This is a genomic window from Natronomonas sp., from assembly GCF_028274965.1.
Classification (GTDB): domain Archaea; phylum Halobacteriota; class Halobacteria; order Halobacteriales; family Haloarculaceae; genus Natronomonas.
Genome location: NZ_JAQCNO010000014.1, coordinates 25,462 through 38,496, shown reverse-complemented (window position 1 = coordinate 38,496; position 13,035 = coordinate 25,462). Strand labels below are relative to the sequence as shown.

General features: G+C 70.3%; 16 protein-coding genes and 2 tRNA genes. 6 read left to right on the top strand and 12 right to left on the bottom strand.

Annotated features, from left to right (window positions below):
- Positions 1–3 precede the first annotated feature (3 nt).
- Positions 4–573 (top strand): hypoxanthine/guanine phosphoribosyltransferase, encoded by a 570-nt coding sequence (gene hpt / locus Q0916_RS02255; RefSeq protein WP_299233790.1) that lies wholly within the window; start codon positions 4–6, stop codon positions 571–573.
- A gap of 98 nt (positions 574–671) precedes the next feature.
- Here hpt and Q0916_RS02250 read toward each other — a convergent pair.
- From Q0916_RS02250 to truD, 6 genes are all read right to left on the bottom strand, one after another.
- Positions 672–746, bottom strand: a tRNA-Met gene (locus tag Q0916_RS02250).
- Positions 747–848: 102 nt separating this feature from the next.
- Positions 849–1,091, bottom strand: a complete 243-nt coding sequence (locus tag Q0916_RS02245) for a KEOPS complex subunit Pcc1 (RefSeq protein WP_299233788.1) — start codon at positions 1,089–1,091, stop codon at positions 849–851.
- 10 nt (positions 1,092–1,101) lie between these two features.
- Complete coding sequence (locus Q0916_RS02240; protein ID WP_004051415.1) at positions 1,102–1,236, bottom strand: DNA-directed RNA polymerase subunit P; 135 nt, start codon at positions 1,234–1,236, stop codon at positions 1,102–1,104.
- Positions 1,237–1,238: 2 nt separating this feature from the next.
- Positions 1,239–1,502 (bottom strand): 50S ribosomal protein L37ae, encoded by a 264-nt coding sequence (locus tag Q0916_RS02235; protein ID WP_299233769.1) that lies wholly within the window; start codon positions 1,500–1,502, stop codon positions 1,239–1,241.
- A 96-nt stretch (positions 1,503–1,598) separates the two neighbouring features.
- Positions 1,599–2,321: a DUF2103 domain-containing protein gene (locus Q0916_RS02230; RefSeq protein ID WP_299233765.1), complete on the bottom strand. Its 723-nt coding sequence runs from the start codon at positions 2,319–2,321 to the stop codon at positions 1,599–1,601.
- 61 nt (positions 2,322–2,382) lie between these two features.
- Positions 2,383–3,717, bottom strand: coding sequence for a tRNA pseudouridine(13) synthase TruD (gene truD / locus Q0916_RS02225; RefSeq protein ID WP_299233763.1), 1,335 nt, complete (start codon positions 3,715–3,717; stop codon positions 2,383–2,385).
- A 108-nt stretch (positions 3,718–3,825) separates the two neighbouring features.
- On the opposite strand from truD, the gene Q0916_RS02220 reads away from it, so the two are divergent.
- Positions 3,826–4,899 (top strand): NADH:flavin oxidoreductase/NADH oxidase, encoded by a 1,074-nt coding sequence (locus Q0916_RS02220; RefSeq protein WP_299233761.1) that lies wholly within the window; start codon positions 3,826–3,828, stop codon positions 4,897–4,899.
- A gap of 30 nt (positions 4,900–4,929) precedes the next feature.
- On the opposite strand, the gene pth2 is transcribed toward Q0916_RS02220, so the two are convergent.
- Together pth2 and Q0916_RS02210 are read right to left on the bottom strand one after the other, a co-directional pair.
- Positions 4,930–5,268 (bottom strand): peptidyl-tRNA hydrolase Pth2, encoded by a 339-nt coding sequence (gene pth2, locus Q0916_RS02215; protein WP_299233758.1) that lies wholly within the window; start codon positions 5,266–5,268, stop codon positions 4,930–4,932.
- Between the two features lie 43 nt (positions 5,269–5,311).
- Positions 5,312–7,297: a DUF460 domain-containing protein gene (locus tag Q0916_RS02210; protein ID WP_349254493.1), complete on the bottom strand. Its 1,986-nt coding sequence runs from the start codon at positions 7,295–7,297 to the stop codon at positions 5,312–5,314.
- 155 nt (positions 7,298–7,452) lie between these two features.
- Between Q0916_RS02210 and Q0916_RS02205 the strand changes: the two genes are divergently transcribed.
- Positions 7,453–7,827, top strand: a complete 375-nt coding sequence (locus Q0916_RS02205) for a VOC family protein (RefSeq protein WP_299233730.1) — start codon at positions 7,453–7,455, stop codon at positions 7,825–7,827.
- A gap of 63 nt (positions 7,828–7,890) precedes the next feature.
- Here the strand turns inward: Q0916_RS02205 and Q0916_RS02200 are convergent, their stop codons facing one another.
- Both Q0916_RS02200 and Q0916_RS02195 read right to left on the bottom strand, forming a co-directional pair.
- A complete protein-coding gene (locus tag Q0916_RS02200) occupies positions 7,891–8,607 on the bottom strand; it encodes a competence/damage-inducible protein A (RefSeq protein WP_299233728.1) in 717 nt (238 codons plus the stop codon).
- Positions 8,608–8,727: 120 nt separating this feature from the next.
- Positions 8,728–8,798, bottom strand: a tRNA-His gene (locus Q0916_RS02195).
- A 120-nt stretch (positions 8,799–8,918) separates the two neighbouring features.
- Here Q0916_RS02195 and Q0916_RS02190 point away from each other — a divergent pair.
- Entirely contained in the window at positions 8,919–9,374 is a 456-nt protein-coding gene (locus Q0916_RS02190; protein WP_299233726.1) for a DUF5814 domain-containing protein, read from the top strand.
- A gap of 63 nt (positions 9,375–9,437) precedes the next feature.
- Here Q0916_RS02190 and Q0916_RS02185 read toward each other — a convergent pair whose 3' ends face one another.
- Positions 9,438–9,863 (bottom strand): ribbon-helix-helix protein, CopG family, encoded by a 426-nt coding sequence (locus tag Q0916_RS02185; protein ID WP_299233724.1) that lies wholly within the window; start codon positions 9,861–9,863, stop codon positions 9,438–9,440.
- 96 nt (positions 9,864–9,959) lie between these two features.
- Between Q0916_RS02185 and hisI the strand changes: the two genes are divergently transcribed.
- Together hisI and Q0916_RS02175 are read left to right on the top strand one after the other, a co-directional pair.
- Entirely contained in the window at positions 9,960–10,349 is a 390-nt protein-coding gene (hisI, locus tag Q0916_RS02180) for a phosphoribosyl-AMP cyclohydrolase (RefSeq protein ID WP_299233722.1), read from the top strand.
- Positions 10,350–10,352: 3 nt separating this feature from the next.
- Positions 10,353–11,507 carry a DUF7118 family protein gene (locus Q0916_RS02175; RefSeq protein WP_299233720.1) on the top strand — a complete coding sequence of 385 codons (1,155 nt, stop codon included), beginning with the start codon at positions 10,353–10,355 and terminating at the stop codon, positions 11,505–11,507.
- 18 nt (positions 11,508–11,525) lie between these two features.
- Here Q0916_RS02175 and glmM read toward each other — a convergent pair whose 3' ends face one another.
- Positions 11,526–12,893, bottom strand: coding sequence for a phosphoglucosamine mutase (gene glmM, locus Q0916_RS02170; protein ID WP_299233718.1), 1,368 nt, complete (start codon positions 12,891–12,893; stop codon positions 11,526–11,528).
- Between the last annotated feature and the right edge of the window lie 142 nt (positions 12,894–13,035).

The window sequence follows — 13,035 nt, the reverse complement described above, 5'->3', positions numbered from 1 at the left end:
CACATGGATCAGCTCCGACGGTCGCTGCTGGAGGCCCCGATCATCGAAAAGGAGGGGTACCACTACTTCGTCCACCCGATCAGCGACGGCGTCCCCATGCTCGAACCGGGCCTCCTCAGGGAGATCGTCATCAAGATCATCCGGAAGGCCCGACTCGAGAACGTCGACAAGATCGTCACGCCGGCGGCGATGGGGATCCACATCTCGACCGCGGTCTCGCTCATGACCGACATCCCCTTGGTCGTCATCCGGAAACGCGAGTACGGCCTCGAGGGGGAGACGCCGCTGTTTCAGGAGACCGGCTACTCCGAGAACCAGATGTACATCAACGACGTCACGGAGGGCGACAACGTCCTCGTCTTGGACGACGTGCTCTCGACGGGCGGGACGCTGTCGGCGGTCTGTGGGGCTCTCGAGGACATCGGCGCGAACATCGTCGACGTGGTCGCGGTCATCAAAAAGACCGACGGCGAGAACGAACTCGACGGCTCCGCGTACAGCGCAAAGACGCTCATCAACGTGACCGTCGAGGACGGGGCGGTCGTCGTCGTCGATCCGAGCGGCGACGACTGAAAGCGATAGCCGAACTCGAAGCAAACCGTACCTGTGCCCGAGTCTACGGTCGGATCCGAATACAAACGCCACAAGCGCAGGTCGGAGCCGAACGCCCATAGCGGGAGGACGATTTGAACGTCCGATCTCCGGGTTATGAGCCCGGCGGAATCTCCTGGCTATCCCATCCCGCTGTCCTCCGATAGTCGGGTGTATCAATTAAGGGTTGTGATCGACCTGCCGTCGGTCGGATCCGACGCCGATCCCCGGCGCCCGAAGGCGGGCCCGAGGCCGCCTCACGCGCCCGCTTGGACCGTCCGTTCGGCGACCTCGAGGAGCGTCTCCCAGGTGTTGAGCCCCGCCCGCAGCGCAACGAGATCGGCGGCGTCGACGCCGACAGTGAGACGCGAACCGTCCCGGGACAGCGTCGCCGAGGCGCGCTCGCCGTCGATCTCGTCGAGCTCCTGTCCGACGGCGCTCGCGACGAGTTCGGCCGTCCGTGTCTCGTCGTACTCGAAGTGCAGTTCGGCGGTGTGCACCGTCCGGCCGCTACTCGACGTCGATCTCCTTGACGTCGCGGCTCCGCTCTTTCAGCAGCACGCGGTGCCCGCAGTACGGGCACCGAACGCCGCCGTACTCGTCGAGTTCGACGTCGCGCTTACACCGGGAACACTTGTAGCTCATCGTTACTCGCTGTCGTCGCCGATCGCGGCCCGGATCGACCGCGTGACGGTCTTGCCGGCCGGCGTCTCGGGGCGGTACGCGCCGCCGGTGAACGTCTCGCCCGTCTCTTCGTTGACCCAGATGCCCGTGCCGACGCGCTTGACGCTGTCGCCGTCGACCGACGCGTTCTGCGTGTCCTCCTCGATCTCGGCGACGCGGCGGCGAGCGACGCGGCCGTAGCGCGCGCCGAAGCGCCCGGCGCTTCCGGTTTTGCCTCTCTTAGCCATAGTACCAGTACGTCTCTTTAGCGAACGCATAAACCCCACGTTTCGCGGCGGTCGGGGGCTCCCCGAGCGCCCGCGGTGGGCCGTGGCGTCCCGCGTTTAGCCGCTCAACTCGGCGTCGGCGAGGGCATCGTTGAGGTCCGACCGGACGTGCTCGCCGAGGTCCCGACCGCCGGCCGTCGTGACGATCCGGTTTTCCTGGACGCTCGAGCCGTCTCGGATCAACAGCCGGACGTTGCCGTGTTCGTCCGCCCGGGTCGCCTTCGCCCGGACGCCCGTCCGTGACCCGGACCCGCCGGCGTCGATCGGCCCCGGGATGATCTTCTTGACGTGGGGGTGTGCGGCGACGGTCTCGATCGCCCGCCGCCCGTCGCGCCCGCCGATGAGCGTGCTGTGGCTGCCGCCGAGCTTCTCTGTCGCCGTCGCCTCGACGACATCCAGGGCCGGCTCCCCGCGCTTGCGGCGGACGGCCTCGATCGGATCGTCGTCGGCGATCCGGTACAGCGGGTACCGCAGCTCGGCCCGGACGGCGCGTATGACCTCCCGGTCGCCGGTGGCGTACACCTCCTCGGGGCGCTTGCGGCGGACCTCGTCGGCGATCCGTCCGGCGAAGTTCCGGAGCTCCGTCCCGACCCACCGCTCGTCGGTCTCCCGTTTCGTCGTGACCGTCCGCTCGCCGACGACCGACTCCTCGAAGAGCGCCGCGACGGTGGCCCGCTCGCGGCCGCACTCGATCACGACCGTGTCGGCGTTCGCGCTCCGACAGACCAGACAGTAATCGCCCGGTCGATCGAGCGACGAGGCGCAGCACCGACACTCCATGCCGGACGGTGGCGGTCGACGCCGATAAGCCGGACGGTTCGGGACCCCAACCGGCGGGCGCTCACGCGAGCGCGTCGGGGTCGGTCTTGAGGAACTCCCTGGCGAGGACCGTCGCGTAACTGCCCTTCGGCAGCGAAAAACGAAACCGGAGGGGATCGGTCCCGAACTCGAGGGCCGTCGACACGCGGATCGCCCGGCGGGTACCGCTCGAGTCGAACTCCCCAGGCAGCGAAAAATCCGAGCGCCCGATCCCGAGCCCGGACAGCACCTCCCGGGTTATCTCCCCGGGTTCGCCGCTCCCGAACTCGGTGTCGGTCCCGACGAGCGGCGCCGTGACGAACGCCCGTCCCCGCTCGCAGTGTCGCCGGACCGTCGCCGTCTGGCCCGCCTCGACGCGCTGGGTTCGATCCGGGTCCGGGAGCCCGTCGCCGTCGGCGAAACAGACGACGTCGCCGGCGACCGGCCGGTCGAACGGCAGCCCGCGCCGGAGCCGCTCCGAGCAGATCAGGTTGAACGCGTACGACTGGGCCGCGTTCGTGAACATCCGCTGGAGGTTGCTCGGCAGCCGCTCGAGGGCCTCCCGGTAGTCCGTCGGGTCGTCGTCGCCCTCCGCCAACCGCGCGGCGATCGCCCGCTCGAACCGGAGTCCCCCCGGCAGCTCATCGGGGACGGCGGTCCACTCGCGCGTCTCGGCGACGGCTCGGCGGCCCCGCCGCGTCCGTTCGGGCTCGCGCTCGCTCGACTCACAAACGTACCTGACGGCGGCGGCCTCCCAGTCGCCCTCGAGGATCGCGAGCCCGACCCGGTGCGTGATCGGCCGCTTCGAGCCGAACCGCTGTTGCCCGAAGTAGTTCGGCACGGCAACCTCCCCGTCCGACGCCGCGTCGGGCCCCTCGCCGGCCGCGAACGCCCGGAGCTCGGCGGCGATGGCTTCGGCGCGGTCGGGCCGCGTCGGGTCCTCGACTGTCAGCTCGAAGTCGTTGCCGGCGAGGTCGCCGAAAAGCACCGGCCGCCCGGCGCGGCCGAGCACCTCGATGTCGGCCCCCTCGAGGGTCACAAGCGCGTTCGCCTCGCGCCTGATCGAGAACAGCTGCGTCGTGACCGCGCGTTTGTCCTTCGTCCCGGCCCACGAGACGCGCTCGCGGCTCACCCCGAGGCGCTCCGAGAGCGCCGCGGCGAAGTCGTTCGTGTCCCAGCCCCGCAGCGTCGCCCGGAACACGAGATGCGGGTAGGACCCGGTGTCGGCGTCGACCGGCCGGAGGTCGGCGCCGAAGGCCTCCCGTTCGCGGACGCGGAACGACTCCGCGGTCGCCCGGAGGCGGCCGCCGGTCCCCTCGGTCTCGGAGACGTAGTACTCGATGCCGACGGCGGCCTCGGCCGGGTGTGCCTCGCGCATACCGCCGTTGGGTCCTCCAGCGGCAAGCCGTTTGCCGTCCGGGGCGCTCTGCCCGCCCGCCGCCGCCGGGATGACAAGCGTCTTTTGGGCTCTCCGCGAACGGCGGTCATGGACCTCTTTACGCCGTTCGAGTGCCGGGGCGTAACGGCCCGCAACCGTATCGCGGTCTCGCCGATGTGTCAGTACTCCTGTGAGGCCGGCGACGGCCTCGCGACCGACTGGCACCGCGTCCACCTCGGCAGCCGGGCGGTCGGCGGTGCCGGGATCGTGATGACCGAGGCGACCGCCGTGACGCCGCGGGGTCGCATCTCCCCGCAGGACCTCGGGATCTGGAGCGACGACCACGCCGAGGCGCTGGCACCGATCACGGAGTTCCTCGAGAAACACGGGGCGACGTCGGGGATCCAACTCGCACACGCCGGCCGGAAGGGGTCGACGCGCCGCCCCTCGGAGGGCGGCGATCCGATCCACGGCGACGGCGGCTGGACGCCGGTCGGACCGACCGCGGAACCGTGGCCCGCCGAGACCCCCGCCGAAACCGAGCGCCTCGACGGCGCGGGGATCGACCGCGTGACCGACGCCTTCGTCGATGCGGCCGTCCGGGCCGTCGACGTCGGCTTCGACGTCCTCGAGATCCACGCCGCACACGGCTACCTGCTCCACGAGTTCCTCTCGCCGGTCACGAACGCCCGCGAGGACGAGTACGGCGGGAGCTTCGAGAACCGGACGCGGCTGCTCAGAGAGGTCCTCAAGGCGATCAGGGCGGCCGTCCCCGAGGAGACCCCCGTCTTCGTGCGGATCTCGGCGACGGACTGGCTGCCGGACCGCGACTCTTGGACCGTCGAGGACTCGGCCCGCCTCGCCGGCGACCTACGGCCCCTCGGCGTCGACCTCGTCGACGTGAGCGCGGGGGGGATCCACCCCGACCAGCGGGTCCCCGACACCGGGGCACACTACCAGGTGCCGTACGCCGAACGCGTCGCCGAACGCGGCGTTCCGGTCGGGGCGGTCGGCAAGATCACCACGCCGACCGGCGCCGATGAGGTGATCCGCAACGGGCGCGCCGACCTCGCGATCGTCGGCCGCGAGCACCTCCGGGACCCGTATTTTGCGGTCCACGCGGCCGAGGAACTCGGGTACGACGCGCCGGTCCCCCGACAGTACACCCGCGGGTTCGACTGACTCTCGGCCCCGGCGTCGGCGTCGTCGGTCTCAGTACAACTCGAGATCGCCGGTCACCCTGTCGACGACGCGTTCGGACCCCGGCCCGACCGCAAGCGCCGTGACGGTCCCGGGCTCCAGTTGCGTGTGCCCCGCGTCGCGAACGATGGCGTACGGGAGCCCCTCGCGGCGCGCCGCGTCGGCCAACTCCCGGAGCTGTTTCTCCCCGCTTCCCTTCAGGACGATCTTCGTTTGGCCGCCGGATTTCCACTCGGTCCCCGCCGACTCACCGGCGTCCTCGTAGGCGGACAGCGAGGCGTGGGCGACCTGTGCGGCGAGCTTTCCGGTCCCCATCCCGACGTCGGTCCGCGCAACGATGGCCTGTTTCATACCGCCGGTGCTCGGGCCAGTCACCTGAACGTTCCGCCCGGCGTCACCCGAGTTCGCTCCCCTGATCGCGGGCGCGGTGTTCGCTTATCAGCTGGTCGATCTGGGCCTGCTTCCGCTCGCGCCGCCTGTCGGCCGCCCGCTCGCGCCACTCCTCAACGACGGCCTCGACCTCGCTCTCGCGGGCAACGGCGAGTTCGTCGACCTCCTGGATCGTCACCTCCTCGGCCGGCCCGACGGGGACGTCCCGATCGAAGAGTATCTCGTCGGCCTGCTCCGAGAGCCGCCCGTGTTTGAGCACGACCCGGGGGTCGTACTCGACGAGTAGCTCCGCCGTCCGGCGTCCCGCGCCGCTCGCGTCCCGGAGGTAGACGACGTCGCCGGGCGCGATCCCGTAGGCGTCGTCGGCGCGCTCGATGGCGTCCGTAGTGAACTGCTCGATCGGCTTGACGGGAACGAGGTCGCGTTTCTTCTCGGCCACGTCGGCGAAATCGGAGTGATCGAGCTTCCACAGCTCCTTGAGCCGCTCGAGTTTCCCCTCGAGGTCGTCGTTCGCCGACTCGGCCTCCGAGAGCTCGCGTTTGAGCCGCTCGTTTTCGCGCTCAAGCCGCGTCACCTCGCGGCGCTCTCTGGCCTCGCGGCGCTCCTCGCGGCGGGCCTCGGAGAGCTCCGATTCGAGCTCCTCGATGCGCTCGCGCTTCCGACCGACGGTCCCCTCCAAGTCGTCGACGTGGGACTCGAGGCGCTCGACGCGCTCTTTGAGCCGCTTGATCTCCTTTTCCTCGGCGGTGAGCTCCCGCGGCTCGTGGGCCGGTTCGGGCTCGTCGTCGCTCTCGTCGCCCGCCATCTCCTCGAGGACCGCCTCGACGCTCTCGCCGCCGGCGACGACCCGGGCGATGACCTCGCCGCGCTCGAACTGCGGGGGGACCTTCGCGCTGATCCGGTCGAACTGGCCCTCGTGGTCGTCGAAGGCGAACAGCGCGGCCGCCATGGCGTCGCGTTCGTGGTCGTTGTCGTACGCCTCCTCGCGGGTCCGGTGGAGCTTCCGGTCGACCGGGAGATCCCGGGTCGGGATCCAGCCCGCGGCGTCGAAGCTCCGGCGGATCTTCTCGACGGTCTCGGGCATCGGCTCGACGTCGGCCGCGACGACGACCGGCCGGCCGTGTTCGATTATCCACTCGATGACGTCTGCCGTGTCCGTCGTCCGGCTCGACCACACGTCGAGGACCGAGCCGTCCAGATCCGTCAGCGCCACCGCGGTGGTCGTCCCGGGATCGATCCCGACGATGACGTGATCCCGGCGCGTTGCGAGCGGGCGGTACTCGATGCCGTCGCGCCGCTCGCGCTCGATCTCGATCCGCGTGTCCCCGGACCGGCGGGCCGAAACCGGGATCTCCGCCGGCGTCGCCTCGACCTCGAATCGCGCCTGGGAGTACCCGCCGTACTTCTCGGTCACGTCGGTTTCGTACTCTAAGGCCGCCTCATCGAGCGCCGATTCGACCTCCCGGGCGGCCCGCTTGACCGACCCGTGGATCCGGCGGGTGAAGCGGTCCTCGCTCCAGCCCCCACCGCCGCCGGTCGAGCGGCCCCTGGCGACCTTTATATCGGTCGTGTCGGTGAACGCCGAGACCTCGTACCCGACGTTTCTGGCCGCGAGCCGCGCCGCGGCCTCGGCCTCGCGCATCGGCTTTTTGCCGTACGGCACGCCGTGTCTGTCGGCCACCCGCGAGAGCGGCTCGGGCCGCTCGTCGCCGGTCACCTGGACGAGTTTCGTTTCCGAGGGCAGCCCGCGCAGGAACCGGACGAGCGCGCCCTTGTCCTCGGCCAACTCGAAGGCGTTGTCCGTCGCGAGTATCGCCGGCTCCTCGTCGTCGATCCGACGGTGGAGCTTCCGCCGCGAGACGACGGCCCGATCGATCGCCTCCCCGTCGTAGGCGACGACGGCGTATGAGGGGGCGTCGCCCCGCACGTCGCCGCTTTGGATGTCGACGCCGAAAACCAGATCGCCGAGGGCGCTCGTTCGCGTGCTCACACGCGCGGATACGGCGTCGCCGGACATAAACCCCGTGTCGGAGCGTATCCGCCGGGCCGACCCCCGTCGCGTCGGGCGCTCTCTTGGGTCTCGTTCGCGGCCCGATCGGTCCGGATCGCCGAGCGAACTATCAAGGGTCGCCCCGAACGAGCCGTATGGACGTCGTTCACACCGCGATCCGCGTTTCGGACCTCGAGGCGGCCCGGGCGTTCTTCCTCGAGGGGCTCGGACTCACCGAGAAGCGAGCCGGGACGATCGACGGCGTCGAGAACGTCTGGATCGGCGGCGACCACGGCTCGGTGCAGCTCCAGTACGACCCCGACGGCCCGGACCCGCGCCCGGACCGGACGACGATCGATCACCTCGCGGTCTCGGTCGACGACGTCGACGCCGAGACCGACCGGATCGCCGCCGAAACCGGCTGTGCCGTCCTCGAGCCGCCCCGGACCGTCGACGCCTTCGACGTCCGCATCTCCTTTATCGAGGGGCCCGACGGCTACCGGATCGAACTGGTCGAAACGCTGTCGTGATCCGGCCGCGGGCTTGAGGCCGGGACCGGACCCGACCGCAACGCGGCGCCTCGGGCTCGCGTCTCACTCCTTGAGGAGGGCGACCCGCTCGGCCAGCCAGGTTTCGGCCTCGGTCAGCGCCTCCTCGTCGGACCCGCTGAGCTTCAGCCGGTTGTGGCCGGCCTCGCGATCCGGGTAGCACCCGACGGAGACGTCGAATCGCTCCCTGACGGCGTCTAAGCGCTCGATGAGGTTCGCCTCCGGTTCCTCCGTGTACAGCAGCCGGGAGCCGGCGTCGCCGCCGAACTCCCCGCCGATCTCCTCGAACATCCGCTTCATCTCGGAGGGGATCCCGGGCAGGACGTAGACGTTCTCCACCACACACCCCGGCGAGAGCCCGGCGTGGTTGATGAGCGCCCGCGCGCCGACCGGGATCTCCGCCTCCGCCTCCGCGTCGACGTCGAGGTCCGGGTACTCCTCTTCGATCCCCTCAAGGGTCCGGTCGATGTCGGCCCGCGCGAGGTCGCTCTCGACGAGGTCGCGACCGAACGCGCGCGCGACGCTCTCGATGGTGACGTCGTCGGGCGTCCGCCCCAAGCCGCCGGTGACGATGACCGCGTCGAAGGCGTCGCTGTAGCGTCCGACCGCGTCGGCGATGACGGCCGGATCGTCGGGAACGGTCAACACGCGCTCGACGGTCGCGCCCCGTTCGGCGAGCTGTCTGCCCAGCCACGACGCGTTCGTGTTCTCCGTGTCCCCCGCGAGCAACTCGTCGCCGACGGTCACGATCGCCACGTTCATACGCCCCCAACGGAGGCCGCCCGCAAAAGATCCCCGTCACCGCGCGACGAGGCGAGTGCCCCCGGACCCGCACTTGGACTTGGACCGCACGTCGGCGCGGCTCCCGGCGGAGTACCGCGAGTCCGGGTGCGGGAATTGAACCCACGTCCCAGCCACCACAAGGCTGGAGGATACCACTACCCCAACCCGGACGCGCACCTGAACGTAGGCCGGTTCGAACCTAAATACATTACGACTTCTCAGCCCCCCAGTTCGGGCGACTCGTCCCCCATCAGCGGGTTTTTGTTCCTCGGCGGGCTATCCGTGGTACCGTGGCGATAACGGACAAGATCTACGTCAAAAACCACCGCCAACTCGCCTCGCAACTCGATACGAGCTTCCCGAAGGGGGCGTTCTCGGGGGCGACGCTCGACGTCCTCTTTTCGGGCGACGGGATCGCGAAACTCGACGAGGCCTCCCGCGATCGCGTCCTGGAGTTCGCGGAGGACTTCCTCGATTGCGACTGCCAGAGCCACCCCCACTGCGGCTGCCCCGAGCGGAAGTTCATCGCCTACCTCCTCGAACTCAGAGCCGAGGGGCTCGGCCCCGACGCCATCGTCGACGTCATGGGCGACGATTATATGCTGTACGCGTACCCCGGCGACGTGCTGTCGTTTCTGGACGACTCGGTGCGGACCCTCGAGGCGGCCGAACGGCTCGCCGACGTGGACGGCCGCCGCGACGTCGGCGGGGAACTCGGGCGCCGACGCCGACAGCTCTCCCGGTAACACGGCCGAACGCGGTCGACCTCCCTTCCCGACGCGATCGATCGAACGCCCCTTTTGATCCGGTCAGCCGAGTCGGAACGGCTCCTCCTCGTTCTCGTCGCCGTCGAGGTCCTCGAGTTGCACCACGTCTTCTGCCTCCTGGGCCTCGACCTGCTGGCTGAGGCGGGTGACGTACTGCTTGTACTCGTCAAGCTGTTCGCGCAGGTGTTCGGCCTCTAGCTCCAGTCGCTCGTGTTCGCGGACGAAGCTCTTCGGCACCTCGACTTTCGGCGGGAAGCTCTCGGCCCCGGAGGCCGTCTCGGAGGCGCCTCCGCCCGTGAGTTCGTGCTCGGGGACGACCCGGACCTGTCCGTCGTGAGCAACGAGGGTGTCCACGTAATCGCGGAACACGGCCGACAGGGAGATGTCGCGCTCCTCGGCGATCTCCCGGAGGGTCTCGAAGGCCTCCTCGTTGACCCGAAAGGAGATCGTCTTGTTCTTGTTGCCCATCGGTACCGTGGGTTGTGCATCCAGACGTATAACCGTTCGTCAGACGCCCGTCTCACGCCGCCGAGCGGCCCGGCCGCCGCCACAAGGAAAAGGCATATGCGACAAAACGACGTCGTGTCGACAATGAGCGTCGACCTCGCCTTCGGGGAGAACGAACTGCTGCCGGCGGTCGCACAGGACGCCGAATCCGGCGACGTGCTGATGCTCGCGTACGTCACCGAGGAGGCCCTCGAGCGGAGCCGCGAGACCGGCCACGCCCACTACTACTCCCGGAGCCGCGACGAGCTGTGGCACAAGGGCGCGACGAGCGGCCACGTCCAGCACGTAGAGGGGATCCGCGTCGACTGCGACGGCGACGCGATCCTCTATCTCGTCGATCAGGACGGCGGGGCCTGTCACACGGGATACGAGAGCTGCTTCCACCGGACGATCGACGGCGAGGTCACCGACGACCCGGTGTTCGACCCGGACGAGGTCTACGAGTAACGCGTGCCCGAAAACACAGCGACACCGGCGGGATCGGACGCCGCCGAGGCGCTCCGAACCGCGGCCGAGCGGGTCGAAACGCGGCGCTCGGAGCTCGACGCGGCGGGCGTCTCCCAACGGGACGCCGAGCGCCTCGCCGACGCGCACCGCGCCGTCGTCTCGGTTTTCGATCGCTGGGAGGAGCGGGCGACCGACTGGGACGACTTCGAGGGCTACGTCGAGTTCCGCAACGACCTCGCGGAGACGCTGGAGTCGATCCCCGAGGACGTCCCCGAGCGCGAGGCCTTCCTGGAGGCCGACGGCCACGTGAAAACGAGCGGCGTGTCGAAGTCCCTCGACGTCTCCGATTTCGACGCCGCCAGAGAGGCCCTCGGGCCCGTCCGGGACGTCGTCGAGCGCTACGAGGCGCTCGAATCCGCGACACAGCGCCGGCGGGAGGCCTCCCGACGCGGCCAGCGCCGGCGCTCGGAGCTCCGCGAGCGGATCGACGCGCTCCGGCGGCTCGTCGAGCTCGGTGAGGCCGACCTCGACGCCCCGATCGACCGGCTACGGGAGCCGATCTCGGCGTACAACGACGCGATCGAGGACCGCTTCGAGACGTTCCGCCGCGAGGCGCCCGCCCGCCGGTTTCTCTCCGTGATCGATCGGGCCGCCCGGACGCCGCTCGTGGGGTACGAGCGGCCGCCGGGGGGTCTGCTCGCGTACGTTCGGGCCCACGACGCCGGCGATCGACCCGTTCCGGACGTCCTCGAGTTCGCGGAGTACTCGAACTCGAAGCTCTCGCACTACGTCGAGGACCCGGGGCTGTTGAAGCGCCGCGTCGCGACGAACCGGACCTACCTCGAGGGGCTCTCGGCGGCCCCGCTCCGGATCGAGTGGCCGCCGAAGCCCGGCGGGACGCTCCGGTTCCGGACGGACGAACTCGTTTCGGTCGTCGACCGCATCGCCGAGGAACCGACGATCGCGACGCTCCGGGAGGTCCGGTCTCTGACCCGAGATCCGGAGTACGAGCGGCTTCGCCGGGCGGCGAACGCTCGATCGGAGCTCACCGCCGACGAGCGGCGACGCCTCGAGAACGGCGAGATCGAGGCCGAACTGTCGGCCGCGCGCTCGGAGCTCGAACGGCTCGAGGCGGCGCTGGACGAACACGGCGGCTGACCCGCTTCGGCGCCTCGATCACCCAGCCGAGCGGCCTCGGAGCATCTCCTCGCCGAGCGCATCGAGTATCGTCTCCGCTCGCTCGCGCCGCCGGGCCTCGGCGTACAGCCTGACGAGCGGCTCCGTCCCGCTCGGTCGCGCCAGCACCCACGCGTCGCCGTAATCGAGGCGGTACCCGTCGATCGTCGTCAGCTCCGCGTCGGCGGCCTCGGCGTACGCGCCGGCCGCCTCGAGCATCGCCTCGCGCTCCTCGACCCCGTCGTACCCGAGGTTCCGCCGGACCATCGCGTACCCGCCGTGGTCGGCCGCGACGCCGCTTGCCGTCCGCTCGACGATGAGTCCGATGAACCGCGCGGCCGTGTAGGCCCCGTCCCGCGCGATCCGGTGGTCCGGAAAGAAGATCCCGCCGTTGCCCTCCCCGGCGATCGGCACGGTCGCGCCCCCGGCCAGCAGCTCCCGCATCCGGGTGATGAGGTGGGTGCTGCCGATCGGCGTCAGTTCGAGCGCCGCGCCGGCCTCGGAGACAACGTCGACGACGCGCTGTGAGACGTTGACCGCCGAGACGACGACGTCGTCGCCCCCGAGTTCGGACGCCGCGAGGGCGGCGAACGACGCGTCGCCGTCGACGTGGGACCCGGTCTCGTCGACGAAGATCGCCCGGTCGGCGTCGCCGTCGTGGGCGATCCCGAGATCGGCGTCACACGACCGGACGAGCCGCCTGAGGTCCGCGAGGTTCCCCTCGATCGGCTCCGGGTCCCGCCCGGGGAACCGGCCGTCCGGCTGGGCGTTGAGCGTGACGACCCGACAGCCCAGCCGGCGGAAGAATCGGGGGCTGGTGAGACAGCCGGCGCCGTGGCCCGGATCGAGCGCGACTGTCACCCCGGCGTCCGCGATCCGGTCTCGGAGACCGTCGAACTCGCCGAGGAGGTCCTCGATGTACGCGCGGTTCGCCCCGTCGACGGCCTCGCTCGCGCCGGTTTCGGCGTAACCGACCGAACCGACGCCCGCCGCGAGCCGCCGCTCGATCCGTTCGAGCGTCCCCGCCGACAGCTCGATCCCGTCGTCGCCGATCAGCTTCACGCCGTTGTACGCCGGCGGGTTGTGACTCGCCGTGACCACCACCGCCGGGACGCCGCGTCGCTCCGCGTACGCCTGTACGCCCGGGGTCGGCACGACGCCGAGGCGACGGACCGAACAGCCGACGCCGGCGAGCGTGCTCGCGGCCGCGTCGACGAGCATCCGCCCGGTCGTTCGCGTGTCGCGGGCGACGGCGACCGTCTCGCTTCCGAGGACCGCCCCCGCCGCGGCCGCGATCCGGCCGACGAACGACGGCGTGATGTCTTCGCCGACGATCCCCCGGACCCCGCTCGACCCGAACACGTCCATACCGGCTCTCTCGCCCGCGAGCATAAAAGGTGTTGCCGACCGGTACGGACGGAGCCACCGGACGCGTGGTCCGGCCGGAGGAACGGACCGCCAGCGGGGCGTCTCTATTGAGACCCCGGGACGTATTTACGTTATACCCCAC